Below are 22,343 nucleotides of genomic sequence, written 5' to 3' on the forward strand. Positions count from 1 at the left end.
CTCACCTCAGCTTCGGGTCGAGGGCGTCGCGCACCGCGTCGCCGAGCATGATGAACGCGAGCACGGTGATCGCCAGCGCTCCGGAGGGCCACAGCAGCGCGTGCGGGGCGTTGCGGATGTACGGGGAGGCCGCCGAGATGTCGATCCCCCAGGAGACGCTGGGCGGCTTCAGGCCGACACCGAGGTACGACAGGGTCGCCTCCAGCGCGATGTACGTGCCGAGCGCGATGGTCGCCACGACGATCACCGGTGCGACGGCGTTGGGTGCGATGTGCCGCAGCAGCAGCCGGGAGTTGGAGGAGCCGAGGGCGCGGGCTGCCTGGACGTAGTCGTTCTGTTTGACGGTGATGACGGAGCCGCGGGCGATCCGGGAGATCTGCGGCCAGCCGAGCAGCACCATGAACCCGATGACCGGCCAGACGGAGTTGCTGGTCACGACCGACAGCAGGACGAGGCCGCCGAGCACGACGGGGATCGCGAAGAAGATGTCGGTGATCCGCGACAGGACCGAGTCCCACATCCCGCCGAAGAACCCGGCGAGCCCGCCGAGCACGCTCCCCAGGATCGCGACCCCCAGCGTGGCGCAGACGCCGACCACGACGGACGTACGGGCGCCGTAGACCGTGCGCGTGTACACGTCGCAGCCCTGGCCGTCGTAGCCGAAGGGATGCCCGGGCTGTGAGCCCTCCTGGGCCTTGGCGAGGTCGCACTTGAGGGGATTGCCCGAGGCGATCAGGGACGGCCACAGGGAGATGACGACCAGGAAGCAGATCACCAGGCCCGAGATGATGAAGACCGGGTTGCGGCGCAGGTCGTGCCAGGCGTCGGACCAGAGGGAACGGGGTTTGCCGGACGGGCCCGCACCGTCCGGGCGGCTGGGACGGTTCTCCAGCGTCTCCGCCTCGCTCGCGGCCAGGTCCATCGCTCCTCCCATGCCGGTGCCGGCGATCGCGCCGCCGGGTTCCCTGCGTTCAGGCATAGCGGATCCTCGGGTCGAGTACGGCGTACAGGAGATCGACGAGGAGGTTGGCGAGCAGGAAGACGAGGACGAGGACGGTCACGAAGCCGACGACGGTCTGGGTGTTCTGCCGGAGAATCCCCTGGTAGAGCTGGTAGCCGACGCCGTGGATGTTGAAGATCCGCTCGGTGACGATCGCGCCGCCCATCAGCGCGCCGACATCGGTGCCGATGAAGGTGACCACGGGGATCAGGGAGTTGCGCAGCAGATGCCGGGTGATCACCCGGCGTCGGGGCAGGCCCTTGGCGACGGCCGTACGGACGTAGTCGGAGCGCCGGTTCTCCGCGATGGAGGTGCGGGTCAGACGGGTGACGTAGGCGAGGGATACGGAGGCGAGCACGAGACCGGGCACGATCAGCTCGTCGAACCGGGCCTCGGGGGACACCGACGGTTTGATCCAGCCCCACTGGACGCCGAGCAGAAGCTGGAGCAGCAGGCCGGTGACGAAGGTGGGCACGGAGATGACGACGAGGGTGATCAGCAGGACCGTGGTGTCGACGGGGTGGCCCCGGCGCAGACCCGTGACGACGCCCAGCGTGATGCCGATGACGATCTCGAACAGGATCGCCACGATGGTGAGCCGGATGGTGACCGGGAACGCGGTCGACATCAGCTCGATGACCGGCTGGCCGTTGAAGGCGGTGCCGAAGTCGCCGGTGAAGACGTTGCCCATGTAGGTCAGGTATTGCTGCCAGACCGGCTTGTCGAGGCCGAACTCCTTCCTGAGCCGGGCGGCCGTCGCCGGGTCGCACTCCCGCTCACCGCACAGGCCGGCGATGGGGTCACCCATCACGTTGACCATCAGGAAGATCAGCAGGGTGGCCCCGACGAAGACCGGGACCATCTGCAGCAGGCGCCGGACGACATACCGTCCCATGGCGCCGCCTCAGCTGACCTTGATCTGGTCGTAGACGGGGACGCTGAACGGGTTGAGTTTCACGTCCGACAGGCGCTCCGAGTAGCCGGCGCTGCCGTTCTGGTACCAGAGCGGGATGGCGGCCATGTTGTCCCGGACGACCTCCTGGGCCTGCTGGAAGGTCTTGATCGCCTTGGCCGTGTCGGACTCGGCGTTGGCCCGGTCGACGAGGTCGTCGAACTTCTGGTCGGACCACTTGCCGTCGTTGGAGGAGGCGTTGGTGTAGTAGAGCGGCTGGAGGAAGTTCTGGATCAGCGGGTAGTCCATCTGCCAGCCGGCGCGGAAGGGGCCGGCCATCTTGCGGTCGGTGATCTGGCTGCGGAAGTCGGCGAAGGTGCCGATCGGGTTGCCGACGCAGGCGTGGTCGTTGTCGAGGGCGTTGTTGATGGAGTTGCACACCGCGTCGACCCACTGCTTGTGGGAGCCGGTGTCCGCGTTGTACGTGATCCTGACCTGACCGCCGGGCAGTCCGCCGCCCTCGCGGACCAGCTTCTTCGCCTCCGCGGCGTCGTACTCGCACCACTGCCCGCACAGCCCGGGCTTGTATCCGCCCTCCTCGCCGAGGACCGGGGAGGTCCAGTCGGTCGCGGGGGTGCGGGTCTTGTGGAAGATGGTCTCGGTGATCTGCTTGCGGTCGATCGCCCGGGACAGGCCCTTGCGGACCTTGTCCATGCCGGGCCGGTTCCAGTTCCTGTCGTAGTAGGGGAAGGCGAGGGTCTGGAGGATGCCGGCGGGGGTGTTGAGGTAACGGTCGCCCAGGTCGTTGCGGACGTTCTTGAGCTGGGATGCGGGGACGTCGTCGACGAGGTCGAGGTTGCCGGCCAGCAGGTCGGTGTAGGCGGTGTTGTTGTCGGTGTAGACCTTGAGGTCGACGCCGCCGTTCTGGGCCTTGTCGGGGCCGGGGTAGGCGTCCCAGGCGCGCAGGGACATCTGGGAGCCCCTGATGTACGAGTCGACGCTGTACGGGCCGTTGCCGACGGGCCTGCTGAGCCAGGCGTCGTGGTCCTCGAAGAACGCCCGGGGCAGCGGGGCGAAGGCGGGATAGCCGAGGGTGTCGGGGAAGGTGGAGAACTTCTGGCTGAGCCGGACGGTGAAGGTGCGGTCGCCGGTGACCTTCAGGCCGGACAGGGTGTCGGCGCTCTGCTTGTCGCCGTCCTCGGGGTGGACCTTGTCGTAGCCCTCGATGTAGCTGAAGAAGTAGGCGTTGCGCTGGTTGTTCTTCAGGCTCGCGCCGTAGTTCCAGGCGTCGACGAAGGACCGGGCGGTGACCGGTTCGCCGTTGCTGAAGGTCCAGCCGTCCTTGATGGTGACGGTGAAGTTCCGCGAGTCGGTCGTCTCGATGCTCTCGGCGAGCATGTCCTCGGCCTTGCCGGTCTCGGGGTTGTACTTCTTCAGGCCCCGGAAGATCATGTCGAGGACCTTGCCGCCCTGCACCTCGTTGGTGTTGGCCGGCTCCAGCGGGTTCTGCGGGTCGCCCCAGGAGGAGCTCAGCACCGCACCGCTGTCGCCGGCACTGCCGACGCCCCCGCCGCAGGCGGTCGCCACGAGGGTTGCCGCGACCGCACACACGGCCCATGTGGCGTGCGTGGCTCTACGCATGGAGTCCCTCCTCATGCAGTGCCCTACCGCCGTCGCCGGGACGCCGGCCCCATAACGGCCAATATCCGTCCAAACGGCGCGCCATGCATAGGCGTGCGGCTCTTTGGGCTAGTGAGGGAGGGGTGCGGGTGAAATGCGGGGCGGCTGGGGGTGATGGGGCTGCGAGCCGATGCGGTGTGCTCGTTCTTTCCGCGTAAATCCCGGATTCGTGTACTGATCCGCCGTACAGCAGGCACACTGCCCGGATGGGTGATCGTTCCTACCGTGACGCCGCTCTCGTCGAACTGTATGAGGCCCTCAACCCGTGGGGAGCGGGTGACGACTTCTACCTCGATCTGGTGATGTCCGCCGGTGCCGTGCTCGACGTCGGCTGCGGAACCGGGCGGCTGCTGCGGCAGGCGCGGGAGGCGGGGCACGAGGGGCGGCTCACCGGCCTCGATCCGGCCGCCGCGATGCTCGTACGGGCCCGACGCGCCACCCGGGACGTCGAGTGGGTGCTCGGGGACCTGTCCTCCACCTGGTGGCACGAGGAGTTCGACCTGGTCGTGATGACCGGGCACGCCTTTCAGGAGCTGCTCGGCGACGAGGAGCTGCGGCGTTCGCTCGCCGCGGTCCGCCGGAGCCTCGCCCCGCACGGCGCGTTCGTGTTCGAGACGCGCAATCCGGCCGCCCGCGCCTGGGAGTCCTGGACCCCGGACCGGATCCACGAGGCCCGCGGCCCGGACGGGGACGTGGTGCGCCTGTGGCACGAGACCGAGACCCCGGTCCACGGGGACAGGGTGTCGTTCACCGGGACCTTCGACGGTCCGCGCTGGGACGAACCCCAGGTCAGCCGCAACACGCTCAGGTTCCTCGGCGTGGACGCCCTGGACCGGTTCCTGGACGAGGCCGGGCTCGCCGTACGGCAGCGGTTCGGGGACTGGGGGCGGGGGCCGCTCACCCCCGCCAGCCCCGAGATCATCACGGTCGTACGGCGGGCCTAGCTGACATCTGCGTCAGTCCTGGTCCTCCTCCAGCGCCTTCAGCGCCGGGTCGAGAACGACGTCCTCGTCGCGGGCCTCCGTGGTCGGGTCCTCCGGGAAGTGGCAGGCCGTCAGGTGGCCGGCCCGGTTGCCGGAGAGCTGGACCAGGGGCGGTTCCTCGGTGGCGCACTTGTCCTGCGCCTTCCAGCAGCGGGTGCGGAAGCGGCAGCCGGACGGCGGGTGGATCGGCGAGGGCACGTCGCCTGCGAGGCGGATCCGCTCACGGCTCTCGCTCTCGTCGCTGATCTCGACCTCGGGGACCGCGGACAGCAAGGCGTGTGTGTACGGGTGCCGCGGCCGGTTGTAGATCGAGTCCCGGTCGCCGACCTCGACCACCTTGCCGAGGTACATGACGGCGACACGCTGCGAGAAGTGCCGCACGATGGCCAGGTCGTGGGCGATGAACACGAAGGCGATGCCCAGCTCCTGCTGCACCTTCTGCAGCAGGTTCACCACCTGCGCCTGGATCGACACGTCCAGCGCGGAGACCGGCTCGTCGGCGACGATCAGCTTCGGGTTCAGCGCGAGCGCGCGGGCCACGCCGATGCGCTGGCGCTGGCCGCCGGAGAACTCGTGCGGGAAGCGGTTGTAGTGCTCGGGGTTGAGGCCGACCAGCTCCAGCAGCTCCCGGACGCGCTTCTCCCGGCCGCCCGCCGGCTCGATCCCGTTGACCTCCATCGGCGACTTGATGATGGTGCCGACGGTTTGCCGCGGGTTCAGCGAGGAGTACGGGTCCTGGAAGATCATCTGGATCTCGGACCGCACCGGCGCGAGCTGCCGGCGGGAGGCGTGCGTGATGTCCTGCCCGGCGTAGGTGATCTGTCCGGCCGTCGGCTCCAGCAACCGGGTGATCAGCCGGCCGGTCGTCGACTTGCCGCAGCCCGACTCGCCGACCAGGCCGAGGCTCTCGCCGACGCCGACGGTCAGGTCGACCCCGTCGACGGCCTGCACCGCGCCGACCTTCCGTTTGATCGGGAAGCCGCCGTAGATCGGGAAGTGTTTCGTGAGCCCCTTGACCTCGAGGAGGGTTTCCGTCGGGGTCTGGTCGGTGGAGCCCTGCTGTGCGGGGAGGGTGAGGTTCTCGCTCATGATCTCGGTTCTCCCTAGCGCAGCCGGGGCTGGATCTCGTCGATGAAGATGGTCTGCTTCTGCTCGGCCGTGAGGTGGCACGCGGAGTCACGGCCCTCGCCCAGCGGCGGCCGTACGTCCGTGCAGAGCGTGCCCGGCACCTTGTCCTTGAAGGCGCAGCGCGGGTGGAAGGGGCAGCCCGACGGCGGGTTGAGCAGGGAGGGCGGAGTGCCCGGGATCGGCGTCAGCTCCGTGTGGATGTCGCCGTCCAGACGCGGCATGGAGCTGAGCAGGCCCCAGGTGTACGGGTGCTTCGGGGTGCGCAGCACCTCCTTGACGCTGCCGCGCTCCACGGCCCGGCCGGCGTACATCACCAGCAGGTCGTCGGCCATGTTGGAGATGACGCCGAGGTCGTGGGTGATGAAGATGATCGCGGAGCCGAACTCCTGCTGGAGGTCCTTGAGCAGGTCCAGGATCTGCGCCTGCACGGTCACGTCGAGCGCGGTGGTCGGCTCGTCGGCGATCAGCAGGTCGGGGTCGCACATCAGCGCCATGGCGATCATCGCGCGCTGGCGCATACCGCCGGAGAACTGGTGCGGGTAGTCGTCGAAGCGCACCTTGGGCTGCGGGATGCCGACCTTCTCCAGCATCTGGATCGCCCGGTCCTTGGCCTCCTTCTTGGAGGCGCCGGTGTGCTTCATGTACGGCTCGGACAGCTGGCGGCCCACCGTGTAGTACGGGGAGAGGGCGGTCAGCGGGTCCTGGAAGATCATCGCCATCTTGTTGCCGCGGAGCCTCTCCAGCTCCTTCTCGGTGGCGGTGACGAGTTCCTTGCCGTCGAGGACGATCTCGCCGTCGACGGTGGTGGTCCGCGGGTTGTGCAGGCCCAGGATCGTCAGGTTGGTGACGGACTTGCCGGAGCCGGACTCGCCGACGATGCCCAGGGTCTTACCGCGCTCGACGTCGAAGGACAGTCCGTCGACCGCCTTGACGATGCCGTCCTCGGTGGAGAACTGCACCCGCAGGTCACGGACCGAGAGGAAGCTCTCGGGCCCGGTCGGGGCCGGGGCGTCCTCGGTCTTGGTCAGTGTGGTCACGGTGGTTCGTTCTTCCTAGGAGAGCCGGACGCGCGGGTCGATCCAGGCGTACACGATGTCGACGAGGATGTTCAGGAGCAGGATGAAGAAGGCTCCGACCAGCATGACGCCCATCGTCAGCGGGAGGTCCTTGTTGACCGCGCCCTCCACCGCGAGGCGTCCGATGCCCTGGAGGGAGAAGGTCAGTTCGGTGACCACGCCGCCGCCGAGCAGCGAGCTGAGGTCGATGCCGAGGACGGTAACGATCGGGATGAGCGAACCGCGCCAGGCGTAACGGAAGAAGACGTAGTTCTTCGGCATGCCCTTGGCCCGAGCCGTGCGGACGTGTTCCTCGGCGAGCTGCTCGACGAGGGAGGCGCGCGCCATACGCGTGTACTGCGCGGTGAAGATGGTGGCCATCACGACCATCGGGATCCACAGCCCGGCCAGCCAGCCGAAGGGATTCTCCGTGAACGGCACGTACTTGGGGGCCTCCACCCAGCCGGTGCTGTACACGAAGATCAGCAGCACGATCGGGCCGAGGAAGTAGATCTGGAACGAGCTGAGCACCATGGACGCGCCGGTGGCGACCTTGTCGATCATGGAGCCGCGGCGGTAGGCGGCGATCATTCCCGCGCCGATGCCGATGGTCAGGAAGACGACCATGGCGCCGACCGTCAGCGAGATGGTCAGCGGGAAGCGGTCCATGATGGTGTCCCAGACCATGTCGCCCGAGTAGAACGACTGGCCGAGGCACGGGGCGGCGCAGTGGCCGTCGGGGAAGTCACGGCCCAGCACGATGCCGGACATGAACTCCCAGAACTGCTGGGTGACCGGTTCGTTGAGGCCGAGTGCCTGACGGATGGCGTCCACCCTCTCGGGCGAGCAGTCCTTGCCACAGGCCAGGGAGGCGTAGTCGGAGGGCCCGGCGACGAAGAGGAAGAAGGTGACGGCGCCGATGAGGAACAAGGTGACGACGGCACCGGCCAAGCGCCGGATGATGAACTGAAGCATGGCGGGAAGGCTGCTCTCTGCGGAGACGGTGGGAGGTTTGCGCGGAACCGCGGGGGTGCGCTCCGCCTGGTGCGCACCCCCGCGATCAGCCGTAGAGAGTTACGACTTCAGGAACAGTCGGGTGACGTCGATGTAGCTCGACTCGGTGCTGTAGCGGGCACCACCGATGTTCGAACCGTAGAGCTGGAACTGCTTGGCGTACCACAGCGGAGCGGCCGGGTTGATCTCCTCCAGGATGTAGTGGTGCGCCTCCTGCCAGGTCTTCAGGGCCTCGGTCGGCTCCTGGGTCAGGGCCTTCTTGATCAGCTCCTGGACCTTCGGGTCATTGACGTGCGAGTAGTTCGGCGAACCGTCGGCGATCTGGTCACCGTCGTAGATCGGCGTGACGACCGTGCCGGGGGACGGCCAGTCCTGGCCCCAGCCGGTGATGTAGACGTCGTACGGGTTGTCGAGTTTGCCGATCTGCTCGGTGAAGCTCGCCGCGTCGACCTCCTTGGCGACGAGGTCGATGCCGACCTTGCTCAGGGCGTCCTCGAGGGCGACCTTGCGCTTCTGCTCGTTCTCGCTGTTGCGGTAGGCGAGGACCAGCTTCTTCTCAGCGGCCGGGACGTCCGCGAGGAGCTCCTTGGCCTTCTCGATGTTGCCCTGCGGCGTCTTCAGACGGCCGTACGGGTCGTAGTCCGCCTCGTAGCCCGGCAGCGTCGGGGCGAACAGGTTCGGGGCCGGGTCACCACCGTACGCGCCGCCCTCACCGGCGATGAGCGACTTGGAGTTGATCGCGTAGGTGACGGCGTCGCGGACCTTCTTGTTCTTGACGCGGTCCAGGTTGAAGTTGAGCACCATGACGTAGGGCTGGTAGCCCTTGATCGTGCGCTTGTTGACGGCCGCGTCGCCGATGACGTCCTGGATCTGCGTGGACTCGACGGCACCGGTGAGCTGGATGGCGTTCTTGGCGTCGCCCTGGTCGGCGATCAGACGCTTCGTCTGCGTCGACTCGGTGACACCGAAGTCGACGTTCCAGCCGTCCACATACTGGTGGCGCACGGCGTCGGTCTTCGGGTCCCACTGGTCGTTCTTGACGAGCTTGAGGGACTTGCCGACCTTGTACTCGGCGATCTTGTACGGGCCGGTGGAGACCGGGGCCTTGTCGTACTTCTCCTTCGTGTCGGTCTCCTCCGGGACGATGGAGTAGCCCGGCATGGCCAGCGTCTGGGGCAGGTCCGGACGCGCCGTGTCGAAGTGGAAGACGATCGTCTTGTCGTCCGGGGTCTCCAGGACCGAGTCCGGCAGGTGCTTGCTGCCGAAGCCGCCGTCCGGCAGCGCCTTGCGGTAGTCCGCGCCGCTCAGCCAGGTCTGCAGGTACGTCGGGCCGTCGAAGATGAACTCGGCGTACTGACGCTCGACGGTGTGGCGGACGTCGGCGGAGGTGATCTCCTTGCCGTTCTGGTCCTTGATGCCGTCCTTGAGCGTGAACGTCCAGGTCTTGCCGCCGTCGGAGGACTTGCCGGAGTCGGTGGCGAGGTCGCCGACGACCGAGACGCCGCCCTTGCCGTCCTCCTCGAAGTTCGTCAGCCCGCGGAAGAGCAGGTTGGCGACCTGGCCGGCGTCGGAGACGTAGATCTGGCCCGGGTCCAGGTGGGAGAGGCCCGCCTCCTGGTAGACGGTGATCGTGCCGCCGCTCTTGGCACCGGGGACCTCCTCGGCCGGGCCGGTCGAGGCCGCGGCGTCGGCGTAGGTGACGGCCTTCGACTGGGCGGCCGCCTCCTTCTGGTCCTCCTTGGAGTCCTTGTTGGAGTTCGTGCCCTTGTTCTCCGAGCAGCCCGTGAGCGCGAGGGAGCCGGCCGCGATCGCGACCACTATGGCGCGCGCTCTGCGCGAGGTGAACGACTTCATAGCGGTGAATGCACCTACCTGTCGGTTGTTATCCATGAGTACTGCCTGACGCGGCTGGTAGGCCGTCGCGGGGGCGGCAGTCACCCCCCACCAATGGACGATTACCGCCCGGACTTGGGGTCGAAGGCATCCCGTACGGAGTCTCCGAGGAGGTTGAAGCACAGGATGAAGATCACCAGCGCCACTCCGGGGAAGAACATGAACGCCGGGTCCTGCTCGGCGTACTTGGCGCCGGCGGCGAACAGTCGTCCCCAGTCCGGAGTCGGCTCGACGAAACCGACACCGGCGAAGGAGAGGAAGGCGATGGTGAGGATGGTGCTGGGCAGCTGGTACGTGAACTGGATCAGGATCGGCGAGACGATGTTCGGCAGGATCTCCTTGCGGACGATCCGCCCCGGCGAGGCGCCGGCGACCTTGGCGGCCTCGACGAACTCCCGCTCGCGCAGCGACAGCACGGTGGAGCGGACGATGCGCGCCATGCCCATCCAGCCCAGCAGCCACAGCACGATCAGGATCGCCAACGCGCGGAAGTACGTGGGGGTCTCCTCCCGCGGGTCCACGAAGAACGCGGTCACGACGGGCATGAAGGCGATGAAGAACAGCTGCTGCGGGAACGAGAGGAAGAAGTCGGTGACCCGGCCGAGCCAGTAGTCGGTCCGCCCGCCGAAGTAGCCGCCGACCATGCCGATGATGATGCCGGTCAGCATCAGCAGCGTGGTCACGCCCAGCGCCATCAACAGCGAGGTGCGCATGCCGTACACCAGCATGGCGAACAGATCACGGCCGTACTGCGGCTCCACACCGAACCAGTGGTCCGCCGAGACTCCGCCGAAGTAGCCGAGCGGCAGCCCGAAGTCGTCCAGCACGGGCTGGTCCGCGTACGTGGGGTCCTGCCCGTAGAGGGTGTACGGGTTGGTGCCGCTGATCGCGGTGAGCAGCGGGGCACACAGCGCGACGACGAAGTAGAAAATCACTACGCCGGCACAGAACATCCCTGTACGGTCACGCTTGAAGCGCTGCCACATCAACTGCCCGGGGGAACGACCCTCAAGCTTCTTGGCACCCTTGGCGACTTCCGAGGTCGCCGCGAGCTCTGGGTCCAAGGCGACCGCGGACCCCGAGTCCTCGGCCTTGGTTGGACTGGTCATGTGTGTTCTTCCCCCGGGGGGTTGGAGAGTTGAGCGCAGCACAGATACCGGCAGGTTCTGTGGTTTGGGGGAACTTTCGCCAAGTGCATCAACGCGCGTCAAGGGCGGAAGACACAGGGATCTCCCTACCGCCCATTTTTTGAGCAAAAATTGCAAAGATTGACACCTGCGCGCGCTTGACAGGTGAGACGGTAAATCGGCGAATCAGGCATACCGGGAGGGATTTTTGTTTACATGTCCGAAACTTGATCGCCGAGGCACCGATATGCGAACAGCCCACCAAAGGCATCTGAAAGCCGTCTGAACGCGACGACCCGGCCCTCCCCCAGGGGAAGGACCGGGTCTTCCTGACGTGCCGGTGAGGGCGCGTCAGCCGTGCTTGGCGCGACTCGCGGCGCGGGCCCGCTCACGGGCGTCCAGGTTCACCTTGCGGATGCGAACGGCTTCCGGGGTCACCTCGACGCACTCGTCGTCGCGACAGAACTCCAGCGACTGCTCCAGCGACAGCTTGCGCGGCGGGACGATCGACTCGGTCACATCGGCCGTGGAGGAGCGCATGTTGGTGAGCTTCTTCTCCTTGGTGATGTTGACGTCCATGTCGTCGGAGCGGGAGTTCTCGCCGACGATCATGCCCTCGTAGACCTCGGTGCCCGGCTCCACGAAGAGCACGCCGCGCTCCTGAAGGTTCGTCATCGCGAAGGCGGTGACGGCGCCGGAGCGGTCGGCGACGAGCGAGCCGTTGTTACGGGTCTGGAGGGCGCCGAACCACGGCTCGAAGCCTTCGTGGATCGAGTGGGCGATGCCCGTACCGCGGGTCTGGGTGAGGAATTCCGTCCGGAAACCGATCAGGCCGCGGGACGGGACCACGAACTCCATACGGACCCAGCCCGAGCCGTGGTTGGACATGTTGTCCATCCGGCCCTTGCGGACACCCATGAGCTGCGTGACGGCACCCATGTGCTCCTCGGGCACGTCGATCGTCATCCGCTCGACCGGCTCGTACGTCTTGCCGTCGACGTCCTTGGTGACGACCTGGGGCTTGCCGACGGTCAGCTCGTAGCCCTCGCGGCGCATGGTCTCGACGAGGATCGCCAGCGCCAGCTCGCCGCGGCCCTGCACCTCCCAGGCGTCCGGACGCTCGGTGTCGAGGACGCGGAGCGAGACGTTGCCGATCAGCTCGCGGTCCAGGCGGTCCTTGACCTGACGGGCCGTCACCTTGCGGTCCTTCACGGCCGCCTTGTTGTCGGCGCCCTTGCCGGTGGCGCCACGGCCGACCAGCGGGGAGGTGTTGGTGCCGATGACCATCGAGATCGCGGGCTCGTCGACCGTGATCAGCGGCAGCGCGACCGGGTTCTCGGTGTCGGCCAGGGTCTCGCCGATCATGATGTCCGGGATACCGGCGACCGCGCAGATGTCACCGGGGCCGGCCTTCTCCGCCGGGCCGCGGGTGAGGGCCTCGGTCATCAGCAGCTCGGAGATACGGACGTTCTGCACACTGCCGTCGCGCTTCATCCAGGCCACCGTCTGGCCCTTGCGCAGCTCACCCTGCTGGACGCGCAGCAGCGCGATACGGCCGAGGAAGTTGTCGGCGTCGAGGTTGGTGACGTGGGCCTGGAGCGGGGCGCCCTCGGCGTAGGTCGGGGCCGGGATGTGCTCCAGGATCGTGGAGAAGAACGGCTCCAGGCTGTCGCTGTCGGCCGGGACCGTGCCGTCCTGCGGCTTGGTCAGCGAGGCGATGCCGTCGCGGCCGCAGGCGTAGACGATCGGGAACTCGATCTGGTCCTCGTCGGCGTCCAGGTCGAGGAAGAGGTCGTAGGTCTCGTTGACGACCTCGTCGATCCGCGAGTCCGGGCGGTCCGTCTTGTTGATGCAGAGGATGACGGGCAGCCGCTGCTGGAGGGCCTTGCGCAGCACGAAGCGGGTCTGCGGCAGCGGGCCCTCGGAGGCGTCCACCAGCAGGACGACACCGTCGACCATCGACAGACCGCGCTCGACCTCGCCACCGAAGTCGGCGTGGCCGGGGGTGTCGATGATGTTGATGGTGATCGGGTCCCCGCCGTCCTTCGGGTGGTACTTCACCGCCGTGTTCTTGGCCAGGATCGTGATGCCCTTCTCACGCTCCAGGTCGTTCGAGTCCATCATGCGGTCGTCGACGGAGTCGAGCTGGTGCGCGGCGAAGGCACCGGCCTGCTTGAGCATCGCGTCGACGATGGTGGTCTTGCCGTGGTCGACGTGGGCGACGATGGCGACGTTGCGGATGTCGTGGCGCGTGGCCATGGTGTGGCGTACTCCCGGAGTGGTGAGGACGGCCTGCGCGTACATCTGTGTTACGCGGGCCCTGCCGGGCTTGACACGCCACGGCCTCACCCCATGGTACGGGGCCGCCGGGGTGAGGGCTGGACGGGTTGCGTCGGTGCAGGTCAGGTGGGCTTTGGGGCCGCTACGACCCCGAAGGGCCGGCTGCCCGCCTCACGCCCTTCTTCAGGAACCCCATGTCCTCGTACACCGGAGTCGCGAAGCCGAAGGCGCCCGTGTTGGCGAGGTTCTTTCTCACGGCGATCAGTTGGGGGCGTTGGTAGAGGGGGATGGAGCCGGCGGCTGCCCAGATGCGGGCGTCGGCCTTGCGGACCAGGTCGCGGGACTCCTCCTGGTCGAGGGTCGCGACGGCCTGGTCGAAGAGCTGGTCGACCTGGTCGGTGCCGACCCGGGTGTAGTTCTGCTCGACGGTGAGGGAGCCGTCGGCGGCCGGGACCGGCTTGGCGTAGATGGGGCGGGCGTCGGTGGCGGGGAAGGCGGACGCGGGCCAGGAGTACAGAGCGAGGTCGTACTCGCCGGAGGCGATGTGGTCCTTGAAGTAGCTCTCCTCGGGGACCTTCGTCGTCTCGGTTTGGATGCCGACCCGTTCCAGCATGCGTGAGATGCGGTCGGCGACCGTGTGCAGCGCCCGGGAGCCCGGCCCGGAGGGGAGCACGAAGCGCAGGGTGAGTGGCCGGCCGTCCTTGGCGAGGGGACCGGCCGGTGCGCCCGCGGGGGCGGCGGTGCCCTTGGGGGCGTACGCGCCGGGTGCCCCGCCGCCCTGGTGGTTCTGCTTTCCGTCCTGGGCGAGCTGCCGGCGGTACTCCTCGGCCTCCTCGAGCTCGGCGTCCGTGCGGCCCTTGTTGTCCTCGCCGACGATGTACGTGCCGTCCTCGTCGATGGGCGTCTCGGTGGCCGTCTCCCCGTTCGGTCCTGCCGCCTCTTCTTCCTTCTTCTGCTGCTTGACCGGTCCGCCCGGTACCCATCCGGCGTCCGCGAGCAGCGCCTGCGCCTCGTCGGCGTCCTGGCCGCCGAGCGCGCCGCTGCTGTCGGCGTAGGCGGCCTGGCCGGCCAGGGCGAGGTGGGAGCCGACCGGCTCCGCGGGCAGGCCCAGCGGCTTGAGGACGGCCTTCGCCAGCTCCTCCCGGTCGAGGGCGCGGGCCACGGCCCGACGGACCCGTTCGTCGGCGAGCGGACCGTCGGCGCCGTTGAGGGCGAGCTGGGTGTAGGCCGGTTCCAGGGACTTGCGCACCTCGAAGCCGCGCAGGGTCCGCGTGGCGTCGGCGGCGGACTGGCTGCCCTGCGCGCGGGCGCCGCTCTCCTCGTCGCCGGTGTTCTCGTCGACGCCGCTCTCCTCGTCGCCGGTGTTCTCGTCGACGCCGCTCGGGTCGGCCGAGGGGCTCGGCGCCTTGGGGTCGTCGGTGTTCCGGCCGCCGCCCTGGCGGGCCGCGCCGGTGCCGCCCGGCCCGGCGGCGAGGGCGATGCGCCGGGCCGCGGGGGCGTCGATCTCGGCGAGGTCGACCGCTCCGGCGGCCAGCGCGGCGGAGCGCTCCTCGCGCGGTACGGCCCGCAGCACGATCTCGGAGAGCTTGACCGGGCGGCCCCACCAGCGCGGATTGCGGGCAAGGGTGACCTCGTCGTCCTTGCGGTCGACCTTCTGCACGGTGAAGGGGCCGGCGGTGACCTTGAGCTTCTTGCGGGCCCCGTCGTTGAAGGAGTCGGGCGTGCCCATGACCTCCTTGGGGTACAGCGGCGAGAACAGCGACTGCCAGTCGGCGTAGGGCCGGGCGAAGGTGACCTTGACCTCGAGGTCGTTGGCGCCGCGCTCGATCCGCTCGATGCGGTCGTACCCGGCGTTGCGGGCGGTCCAGTAGGCGGTGTCCTTGCCGGACAGGGCGCGCCACTGGGCGGCGAAGTCGGCGGCGCCGATCTCACGGCCGTCGCTCCAGACGGCCTGCTGGTGGAGCTTGTAGAGGACGACCTGCCGGGGCTCGGTGTCGACGACCTCGGCGGATTCGAGGTAGTCGGGGTTGATCTCCGGCCGGCCGCTCTCGTTCAGCCGGTACATCGACGGCAGGACGGCCTGGGCGATGCGGCTGGTGGTCGTGTCGGCGTCGGCCTGGAAGGTGTTCAGGGTCTCCGGTACGGCGTCCACGGCCCAGCGCAGGGTGCCGCCGTCGGCGACCTGGGACCGGGCGGCGGGGGCGATGTCCTGGCCGGCCAGGGGCTTGCCGGCCGGGTCCTCGGAGCTGCACCCGGCCAGGGCGGTCACCGCGAGCGCTCCCGCGGTGAGGAAGGCGACCGAGCGCATGACCGCGCCGGGCCCTCTCGTCGCGCGGCAGGCGGGAGATTGACGAGCGGGCCTGGATCCGACGCCGTCATGGGACATCTCTGGTTACCTCCGGGAGCCGCGGGGGTTACGATCACTTTTGGCGGTATATGGTGCTGATCAGATGTATTCAGCGGTATGCCGTCACTGAAGAGGAAAGGGTTCGGCAACACAGGGCGACACGGCGGCGACGGCCCGGAAGCTCACCCGTGTGGCGCAACGCACCACGGGGTGCACCCACACGCCTCGGCCAATCGGTGCACATCCCTTCCCACCGGCCGGTGTGACGCGCAACACTCGCAGGCGCATGACCGTTGCCACCCACGGCCGCACAGCCGACGGAAGTGAGGTCACGTCATGTCCGTGCACGACGAACTGATGTCAGTCCAGCGGTGTCTCGACGACATGTCCCGGTCGGTGAACCGCCTGGAACAGCAGCTCGGCAGGGGCGGGCTCGACATACGACGGGTCCGCACCGACTGCGAGCACCTGCGTGAGAGCGTCGCGCTGCTGCGCGAGGCGACGCACGCCTCGCCCTCGGCCCGGCGCCCCGAGCTCGTCACGATCTCCGACGCCCCCTACGACTACTCCCTGTGGACGGACTCGGACGACGAGGGTCTCGGCGCCCGCGACCGGCACGCACCCTGAGCCCGCAGCATCCCGAACCGACCGGAGTCATACGTTGGCCACTGGTACGGAACCCACAACCACAGATCCCCATCCGCCCGGCGGCGGCGTCCGCGCCACCGCGCGCGCCGCGATCGCCGCCCCGCACCTGCGCACCGACCGCTGGTGGCTGGCGCCGGCCACCACGGCCGCCGGGCTGCTCGCCTTCGTCGTGTACTCGACCTGGCGGGCCTTCGCGAACGCCGACTACTACGCGGCCCCGTACGTCTCGCCCTTCTACTCCCCCTGTCTGGCGGAGAACTGCGAGCCGATGAAGGCGGGCCCCAACTGGGAGATCTTCGGCAGCTGGTGGGGGATCTCCCCCGCGATCATCATCCTGATCTTCCCGCTCGGCTTCCGCCTGACCTGCTACTACTATCGCAAGGCCTACTACCGGGGCTTCTGGGCGTCCCCACCGGCCTGCGCGGTGGCCGAGCCGCACAAGAAGTACACCGGCGAGACCCGCTTCCCGCTGATCCTGCAGAACATCCACCGGTACTTCTTCTACGCGGCGATCCCGGTGGCCGGCATCCTGACCTACGACACCGTGCTCGCGTTCCGCGACGAGCACTACGACTGGGGCCACATGGGCCTCGGCACGCTGGTGTTCCTCGTGAACATCGTGCTGATCTGGGCGTACACGATCTCCTGCCACTCCTGCCGGCACATCGTCGGCGGCAAGCTCAAGCACTTCTCCAAGCATCCCGTCCGCTACCGGATGTGGCAGTGGGTCGGGAAACTGAATGCCCGTCACATGCTGCTCGCTTGGACGTCGTTGGTGAGCGTCGCGCTCGCCGACTTCTACGTCTATCTCGTCGCGTCCGGTGTCTTCGACGATCCGCGCTTCTTCTAGATGAGTGGGGCCTTCTGATGTCCGTGGTGGAGCGACAGGAGTGGGACGTCGTCGTGGTCGGCGCGGGCGGCGCCGGGCTGCGGGCCGCGATCGAGGCGCGCGAGCGGGGCGCCCGTACGGCCGTGATCTGCAAGTCGCTGTTCGGCAAGGCGCACACGGTGATGGCCGAGGGCGGTATCGCCGCCGCGATGGCCAACGCGAACCCGCACGACAACTGGCAGGTGCACTTCCGTGACACCCTGCGCGGCGGCAAGTTCCTCAACCAGTGGCGGATGGCCGAGCTGCATGCGCAGGAGGCCCCGGACCGGGTGTGGGAGCTGGAGACCTGGGGCGCCCTGTTCGACCGTACGAAGGACGGCCGGATCTCGCAGCGCAACTTCGGCGGCCATGAGTACCCGCGGCTGGCGCATGTCGGCGACCGTACGGGTCTTGAGCTGATCCGGACTCTGCAGCAGAAGATCGTCGCCCTCCAGCAGGAGGACTTCAAGGAGACCGGGGACTACGAGTCCCGGCTGAAGGTCTTCCAGGAGTGCACGGTCACGCGGGTGCTCAAGACTGTGTCTGACAGCGGCTCCGCCGCGGGGTCCCGCGTCTCCGGGGTCTTCGGATACGAGCGCGAGTCCGGCCGTTTCTTCGTCCTGGAGGCCCCCGCGGTCGTGATCGCCACGGGCGGCATCGGCAAGTCCTTCAAGGTCACGTCGAACTCGTGGGAGTACACCGGCGACGGCCACGCGCTGGCCCTGCTGGCGGGCGCTCCCCTGCTGAACATGGAGTTCGTGCAGTTCCACCCGACGGGGATGGTCTGGCCGCCCTCGGTGAAGGGCATCCTCGTCACCGAGTCGGTGCGCGGCGACGGCGGGGTGCTCAGGAACTCCGACGGCAAGCGGTTCATGTTCGACTACATCCCGGACGTCTTCAAGGAGAAGTACGCCGAGACCGAGGACGAGGCCGACCGCTGGTACGAGGACCCGGACAACAACCGGCGTCCCCCGGAGCTGCTCCCCCGCGACGAGGTCGCCCGGGCCATCAACGCCGAGGTCAAGGAGGGCCGCGGCTCCCCGCACGGCGGTGTCTTCCTGGATGTGTCGACGCGGATGCCCGCCGAGGTGATCAAACGCCGGCTGCCGTCGATGTACCACCAGTTCAAGGAGCTGGCCGACGTCGACATCACGGCCGAGGCGATGGAGGTCGGGCCCACCTGCCACTACGTGATGGGCGGTATCGCCGTCGACTCCGACACCGCGGCGGCACGCGGGGTGCCGGGGCTGTACGCGGCCGGTGAGGTGGCCGGCGGGATGCACGGCTCCAACCGGCTCGGCGGCAACTCGCTGTCCGACCTGCTGGTGTTCGGCCGCCGGGCGGGACTGCACGCCGCCGAGTACGCGACGGGGGCGGCGGATCGTCCGCGGATGGACGACGTCCAGGTGGACGCCGCGGCCGCGGAGGCGCTGCGCCCGTTCTCGGCCGAGGCGGAGGCGGAGGAGCCGGCCGGAGGGCCGCCGGAGAACCCGTACACCCTCCACCAGGAACTCCAGCAGACGATGAACGACCTGGTCGGCATCATCCGCCGTGAGCCGGAGATGAAGCAGGCCCTGGAGAAGCTGGCCGAGCTGCGGGTACGGGCCCGGCGGGCGGGCGTCGAGGGCCACCGCCAGTTCAACCCGGGCTGGCACCTCGCCCTGGACCTGCGGAACATGCTGCTGGTCAGCGAGTGCGTGGCACGGGCCGCGCTGGAGCGCACGGAGTCGCGCGGTGGCCACACCCGCGAGGACCATCCGACGATGGACCGCCGGTGGCGCCGTATCAACCTGCTCTGCCAACTCACCGACCCCACGGGCGGGCTGGCGGCCACGGACCCCGTCCGCGGCCAGATCGCCCTCACCCGCGAGACCACCGAACCCATCCGTCCCGACCTGCTCGCCCTCTTCGACAAGGAGGAGCTGGTCAAGTACCTCGCCGAAGAGGAGCTCTACGAATGAGCAGCTACGAGGCGCGCTTCAAGGTGTGGCGCGGGGACGCCGACGGGGGCGGCCTGGAGGACTTCAAGGTCGAGGTGAACGACGGAGAGGTGGTCCTGGACATCATCCACCGCCTCCAGGCCACCCAGGCCCCCGACCTGGCCGTGCGCTGGAACTGCAAGGCGGGCAAGTGCGGTTCGTGCTCGGCGGAGATCAACGGGCGGCCCCGGCTGCTGTGCATGACCCGGATGTCGGTGTTCGACCGCGAGGAGACGATCACCGTCACTCCGCTGCGGGCCTTCCCGGTCGTACGGGATCTCGTCACCGACGTCGGCTTCAACTACACCAAGGCGCGTGAGGTCCCGGCGTTTGTGCCGCCCGCCGGGCTCGGGCCGGGCGAGTACCGCATGATGCAGGAGGACGTGGACCGGTCACAGGAGTTCCGTAAGTGCATCGAGTGCTTCCTGTGCCAGGACACCTGCCATGTGGTCCGTGACCACGAGGAGAACAAGCAGGCGTTCGCCGGGCCGCGTTTCCTGATGCGGGTCGCCGAACTGGACATGCACCCCCTGGACGCGGCGGCGGACACGGGGCTCGACCGCAAGCGCACCGCCCAGGACGAACACGGCCTCGGCTACTGCAACATCACCAAGTGCTGTACGGAGGTCTGCCCCGAGGGCATCAAGATCACGGACAATGCGCTGATCCCGCTGAAGGAACGGGCCGTGGACCGCAAGTACGACCCGCTCGTGTGGCTCGGCGACAAGATCCGTCGCCGGTCGTCGTCAGCGTGAGGCCCGCAGATACCCCGAGTGGGCCACCTGGCCGAGGAACTTCAGACGGGTGTCGGTGGTCATGTGCTTCTCGAAGGCCTCCTTGATGCCGGGCCACTTGGGGTGCCCGAAGTCGTCCAGGACGACGATGCCGCCGGGCGCGACGATCTGCTCGGCCCACTCCAGGTCCTTGGCGACGCCTTCGGCGGAGTGGTCGCCGTCGACGATGATCACGCCGTAGGAGCGGTCGGAGACCAGGGCACGCACCTCGGGGTCCTCGGAGAAGCCCTGCTGGATCCGGGTTTCGGCACCCGGTGCGCCCACCAGCGCCAGATTGGTGCGCACCGCGGCCTCGCGCACCGGGGTGCCCGAGGCGTCCTTGCCCATGGTGGCGCCGGGCTGGAGCTGGGTCCCGGCGAGCGGGTCGACGATCGTCAGGCGCGGGTCGCGTCCCGCGCGCTCCATCATCCGGATCAGGGCCGCGCCGAACATCCCGTAGAGGGTGCCGATTTCCAGGATGTCGTCGTTCGGCGGGTCCAGCAGCGGTACGGCGGAGAGCTTGCCGCAGATGTTCATGGTGCCGCCGGCGATCCGGCCGACCCCGAGCGCCTCCATCGCGATGAGCAGCCGGAACGCCTGGGCGACGTTCCGCTCCGCGCCGTCCGCGTCCCCGGTCACGTCGGTCAGCTCTTTGATCGTGCGGTTGAGATGGGGGACGGACGGCAGCCGCGACGCACCCCGGCCGATCCCGTCGAAGAACAGCTCCAGCGGGCGCTGGCGGGCGCGCAGCCTCTTCAGCTCCTGCTGCGAGGCGTCGCGGGAGGCCTGCCCGACGGCCCGGCGGATCTGCCGCTCGATGCGCTGGTCTATGAGGTCGGCGATCGGACGCAGGGCACGCCGGGCCGCCTTGCTGGTGAGTAACGCTCGCATGGATGTCTGACCCTCACAGGAATAGGAGAAGTGGACCCTAGGCCTCCCACAGGTGGTCCACAACAAACTAGGGCACCTGTGGAGGGAAAGCCCGTATGACATCCGAACAACAAGTCGGTGACCGCATCGGACGCACCCCGGTCGCGGGCCCGCATTCCCGGCCATACGCTCCGAAACGTGACGTCATCCCGGTTCCGGGGCCGGCCGCGGCAGGCCGGACCCCCCACAGGGGCGCGCCTGGCGCAGGCGGTGCTCGGTGGTGCGATCGCGGTGATGTGGCTGTGTCTGCTGGTGCCGGCGACGGACACCGGCGCCAGGGGCGGGCCCGGGCCGGGGGCGGTCGCGCAGGAGGAGGACGGGACGTACACCGCCGACCTGGTGCTGCCGCTGATCGCGGCGGTCACGGCGGTCGCGCTCGCCGCGTACGGGTACGTACGGCGCACCCGGCGCACCCGCACCCGGACGACCCCCGGCGGCTCGCTCCCCGGCCCGCCGCCCCAGCCGACGCTCGCCCGGTTCGACCGGCAGTCCCGGGCGGCGCTGGTCGAGGCGGACGACTGCGTACGCACCAGCCGGGAGGAACTCGCCTTCGCCGGGACCCGGTTCGACGCGTCGGACGCCGAACCCTTCGGGCGGGCCCTGCGGGAGGCCGAGGCCGAGCTGTCGGCCGCCTTCCGGATGCGGCAGCGCTACGACGACGGAGTGCCGGGCGAGGAGTCGGCCCGTCGGCAGGTGCTCGCCGGGATCGTCGGGCGGTGCGCGGAGGCGGGGCGACGGCTGGACACGGAGGCCGCCGGGTTCGATGTGCTGCGCGGCCTGGAGCTGGGCATCGGTGCGGCGCTGGAGGTCGCGGAGGCGCGCTTCCGGGAGCTGGCGGGGCGTACGGGGACCACGGAGACCACCCTCCGCGACCTCGCCGAGCGGTACCCGCCCGGCGCCACCGCCTCGGTCGTCGGGTACGTCGAACAGGCCAAGGACCGCCTCGTGTTCGCCACGGTCCGCCTCAACCAGTCCCGTCAGCAGGCCGACCTGGGCAACGCCGACCTGGCCGCCGCCCATCTGCGCGCCGCCGAGGGCGCGATCACGCAGGCCGCTGTCTTCGTGGACGGCGTCGACCGGCTCGCGCAGGAGCTGACGACGGCTGCGGGCCTGGTGCCGGGGGCGCTCACGGGGGCGGAGGCGGAGCTCGCGGGCGTGCGGGAGTGGCTCAGGGGGGAGAAGGGAGCCGGCGGCGGGCCGGATGTGCCCGTGGGTGAGGTGCGCGCCCGTCTCGCGCGCGCCGACATCGTCCTGGCCGCCGTACGGGAGGAGCTGACCGCCGGGCCCTACGACCCGCTCGACGCCCTGCGGCGGATCGCGGAGGCCGTCACGCCGCTCGCGGCCGGGCGGGCCGGGGTGATTCCGGCCGCCGCCCTGCTGGTCGCGCGCAGCAGCACCGGCGCCGCGGCCGACTTCGTCAGCACGCACCGGGGGGCGGTGGGTGCCGCGGCCCGGACCCGGCTGGCGGCGGCCGAGGCGCTGCTCGCGGACGACGACCACCTGGCGGCCGACGCCCGCGCCGGCGAGGCCCGGCACCTCGCCGAGCAGGACGTACGCGCTCACGGCACGCCGTACGCCGGTGCGGGCGCGCACGCGATCGGCGTCGGCGGGGCGGTCCTCGGCGGGATCCTCCTGGGCGGCGACCCGGACGGCGGCCCGCCCGCGAGCTTCGGAGGTCCGCGCACCCGGGCACGCAGGCGGCCGAACCCGTAGGCCTGTCCCCCCTCTGGGGGGAGGCACCCCGCC

17 protein-coding genes are annotated in these 22,343 nt (G+C 69.1%); 6 read left to right on the plus strand and 11 right to left on the minus strand.

Going from position 1 to position 22,343, the window contains the following annotated elements:
- Position 1 precedes the first annotated feature (1 nt).
- From ACKTSN_RS16840 to ACKTSN_RS16850, 3 genes are read right to left on the minus strand one after another with little or no spacing between them, the layout of a single operon-like run.
- Positions 2 to 979, minus strand: coding sequence for an ABC transporter permease (locus tag ACKTSN_RS16840; RefSeq protein ID WP_409469880.1), 978 nt, complete (start codon positions 977 to 979; stop codon positions 2 to 4).
- Entirely contained in the window at positions 972 to 1,895 is a 924-nt protein-coding gene (locus ACKTSN_RS16845) for an ABC transporter permease (protein WP_409469881.1), read from the minus strand. The genes ACKTSN_RS16840 and ACKTSN_RS16845 overlap by 8 nt, the downstream gene beginning before the upstream one ends.
- 9 nt (positions 1,896 to 1,904) lie before the next feature.
- The gene (locus ACKTSN_RS16850; RefSeq protein ID WP_409469882.1) at positions 1,905 to 3,533 is read right to left on the minus strand and encodes a peptide ABC transporter substrate-binding protein; all 1,629 of its coding nucleotides are present in this window, start codon (positions 3,531 to 3,533) and stop codon (positions 1,905 to 1,907) included.
- Between the two features lie 245 nt (positions 3,534 to 3,778).
- Between ACKTSN_RS16850 and ACKTSN_RS16855 the strand changes: the two genes are divergently transcribed.
- Positions 3,779 to 4,516, plus strand: coding sequence for a class I SAM-dependent methyltransferase (locus ACKTSN_RS16855; RefSeq protein ID WP_409469883.1), 738 nt, complete (start codon positions 3,779 to 3,781; stop codon positions 4,514 to 4,516).
- A 12-nt stretch (positions 4,517 to 4,528) separates the two neighbouring features.
- Here the strand turns inward: ACKTSN_RS16855 and ACKTSN_RS16860 are convergent, their stop codons facing one another.
- The 7 genes from ACKTSN_RS16860 to ACKTSN_RS16890 all read right to left on the minus strand — a co-directional run bounded on the left by ACKTSN_RS16860 (position 4,529) and on the right by ACKTSN_RS16890 (position 15,438).
- The gene (locus tag ACKTSN_RS16860; protein WP_409469884.1) at positions 4,529 to 5,644 is read right to left on the minus strand and encodes an ABC transporter ATP-binding protein; all 1,116 of its coding nucleotides are present in this window, start codon (positions 5,642 to 5,644) and stop codon (positions 4,529 to 4,531) included.
- 14 nt (positions 5,645 to 5,658) lie between these two features.
- Positions 5,659 to 6,720: an ABC transporter ATP-binding protein gene (locus tag ACKTSN_RS16865; protein ID WP_409469885.1), complete on the minus strand. Its 1,062-nt coding sequence runs from the start codon at positions 6,718 to 6,720 to the stop codon at positions 5,659 to 5,661.
- A 15-nt stretch (positions 6,721 to 6,735) separates the two neighbouring features.
- Positions 6,736 to 7,713: an ABC transporter permease gene (locus tag ACKTSN_RS16870; protein ID WP_409469886.1), complete on the minus strand. Its 978-nt coding sequence runs from the start codon at positions 7,711 to 7,713 to the stop codon at positions 6,736 to 6,738.
- A gap of 99 nt (positions 7,714 to 7,812) precedes the next feature.
- Positions 7,813 to 9,606, minus strand: a complete 1,794-nt coding sequence (locus tag ACKTSN_RS16875; protein ID WP_409469887.1) for an ABC transporter substrate-binding protein — start codon at positions 9,604 to 9,606, stop codon at positions 7,813 to 7,815.
- Between the two features lie 101 nt (positions 9,607 to 9,707).
- Positions 9,708 to 10,754 carry an ABC transporter permease gene (locus ACKTSN_RS16880; RefSeq protein WP_129801309.1) on the minus strand — a complete coding sequence of 349 codons (1,047 nt, stop codon included), beginning with the start codon at positions 10,752 to 10,754 and terminating at the stop codon, positions 9,708 to 9,710.
- A 369-nt stretch (positions 10,755 to 11,123) separates the two neighbouring features.
- A complete protein-coding gene (gene typA / locus ACKTSN_RS16885) occupies positions 11,124 to 13,031 on the minus strand; it encodes a translational GTPase TypA (RefSeq protein WP_409469888.1) in 1,908 nt (635 codons plus the stop codon).
- A gap of 163 nt (positions 13,032 to 13,194) precedes the next feature.
- Positions 13,195 to 15,438 (minus strand): ABC transporter family substrate-binding protein, encoded by a 2,244-nt coding sequence (locus ACKTSN_RS16890; RefSeq protein ID WP_409469889.1) that lies wholly within the window; start codon positions 15,436 to 15,438, stop codon positions 13,195 to 13,197.
- 297 nt (positions 15,439 to 15,735) lie between these two features.
- Between ACKTSN_RS16890 and ACKTSN_RS16895 the strand changes: the two genes are divergently transcribed.
- The 4 genes from ACKTSN_RS16895 to ACKTSN_RS16910 are packed head-to-tail and all read left to right on the plus strand — an operon-like array spanning position 15,736 to position 19,649.
- Entirely contained in the window at positions 15,736 to 16,026 is a 291-nt protein-coding gene (locus tag ACKTSN_RS16895) for a hypothetical protein (RefSeq protein ID WP_129801306.1), read from the plus strand.
- A gap of 34 nt (positions 16,027 to 16,060) precedes the next feature.
- A complete protein-coding gene (locus tag ACKTSN_RS16900) occupies positions 16,061 to 16,897 on the plus strand; it encodes a hypothetical protein (protein WP_409469890.1) in 837 nt (278 codons plus the stop codon).
- A gap of 17 nt (positions 16,898 to 16,914) precedes the next feature.
- Positions 16,915 to 18,876 (plus strand): fumarate reductase/succinate dehydrogenase flavoprotein subunit, encoded by a 1,962-nt coding sequence (locus tag ACKTSN_RS16905; RefSeq protein WP_409469891.1) that lies wholly within the window; start codon positions 16,915 to 16,917, stop codon positions 18,874 to 18,876.
- Positions 18,873 to 19,649, plus strand: a complete 777-nt coding sequence (locus ACKTSN_RS16910; protein WP_224734926.1) for a succinate dehydrogenase/fumarate reductase iron-sulfur subunit — start codon at positions 18,873 to 18,875, stop codon at positions 19,647 to 19,649. The genes ACKTSN_RS16905 and ACKTSN_RS16910 overlap by 4 nt, the downstream gene beginning before the upstream one ends.
- Here the strand turns inward: ACKTSN_RS16910 and ACKTSN_RS16915 are convergent.
- The gene (locus tag ACKTSN_RS16915) at positions 19,641 to 20,558 is read right to left on the minus strand and encodes a class I SAM-dependent methyltransferase (protein WP_409469892.1); all 918 of its coding nucleotides are present in this window, start codon (positions 20,556 to 20,558) and stop codon (positions 19,641 to 19,643) included. The genes ACKTSN_RS16910 and ACKTSN_RS16915 overlap by 9 nt on opposite strands.
- 177 nt (positions 20,559 to 20,735) lie before the next feature.
- Between ACKTSN_RS16915 and ACKTSN_RS16920 the strand changes: the two genes are divergently transcribed.
- Complete coding sequence (locus ACKTSN_RS16920; protein WP_409469893.1) at positions 20,736 to 22,310, plus strand: hypothetical protein; 1,575 nt, start codon at positions 20,736 to 20,738, stop codon at positions 22,308 to 22,310.
- Positions 22,311 to 22,343: the final 33 nt, after the last annotated feature.

Origin of the sequence: Streptomyces flavusporus (genome assembly GCF_046267975.1) — a bacterium.
Classification (GTDB): domain Bacteria; phylum Actinomycetota; class Actinomycetes; order Streptomycetales; family Streptomycetaceae; genus Streptomyces; species Streptomyces flavusporus.

Bases quoted from the DNA above. Each gene is read 5' to 3' on its own strand.
- ACKTSN_RS16860 (WP_409469884.1), bottom strand. From the start codon at position 5,644: ATGAGCGAGAACCTCACCCTCCCCGCACAGCAGGGCTCCACCGACCAG.
- ACKTSN_RS16880 (WP_129801309.1), bottom strand. From the start codon at position 10,754: ATGACCAGTCCAACCAAGGCCGAGGACTCGGGGTCCGCGGTCGCCTTG.
- ACKTSN_RS16895 (WP_129801306.1), top strand. From the start codon at position 15,736: ATGTCCGTGCACGACGAACTGATGTCAGTCCAGCGGTGTCTCGACGAC.
- ACKTSN_RS16875 (WP_409469887.1), bottom strand. From the start codon at position 9,606: ATGAAGTCGTTCACCTCGCGCAGAGCGCGCGCCATAGTGGTCGCGATC.
- ACKTSN_RS16890 (WP_409469889.1), bottom strand. From the start codon at position 15,438: ATGTCCCATGACGGCGTCGGATCCAGGCCCGCTCGTCAATCTCCCGCC.
- typA (WP_409469888.1), bottom strand. From the start codon at position 13,031: ATGGCCACGCGCCACGACATCCGCAACGTCGCCATCGTCGCCCACGTC.
- ACKTSN_RS16915 (WP_409469892.1), bottom strand. From the start codon at position 20,558: ATGCGAGCGTTACTCACCAGCAAGGCGGCCCGGCGTGCCCTGCGTCCG.
- ACKTSN_RS16855 (WP_409469883.1), top strand. From the start codon at position 3,779: ATGGGTGATCGTTCCTACCGTGACGCCGCTCTCGTCGAACTGTATGAG.
- ACKTSN_RS16905 (WP_409469891.1), top strand. From the start codon at position 16,915: ATGTCCGTGGTGGAGCGACAGGAGTGGGACGTCGTCGTGGTCGGCGCG.
- ACKTSN_RS16850 (WP_409469882.1), bottom strand. From the start codon at position 3,533: ATGCGTAGAGCCACGCACGCCACATGGGCCGTGTGTGCGGTCGCGGCA.
- ACKTSN_RS16845 (WP_409469881.1), bottom strand. From the start codon at position 1,895: ATGGGACGGTATGTCGTCCGGCGCCTGCTGCAGATGGTCCCGGTCTTC.
- ACKTSN_RS16870 (WP_409469886.1), bottom strand. From the start codon at position 7,713: ATGCTTCAGTTCATCATCCGGCGCTTGGCCGGTGCCGTCGTCACCTTG.
- ACKTSN_RS16910 (WP_224734926.1), top strand. From the start codon at position 18,873: ATGAGCAGCTACGAGGCGCGCTTCAAGGTGTGGCGCGGGGACGCCGAC.
- ACKTSN_RS16840 (WP_409469880.1), bottom strand. From the start codon at position 979: ATGCCTGAACGCAGGGAACCCGGCGGCGCGATCGCCGGCACCGGCATG.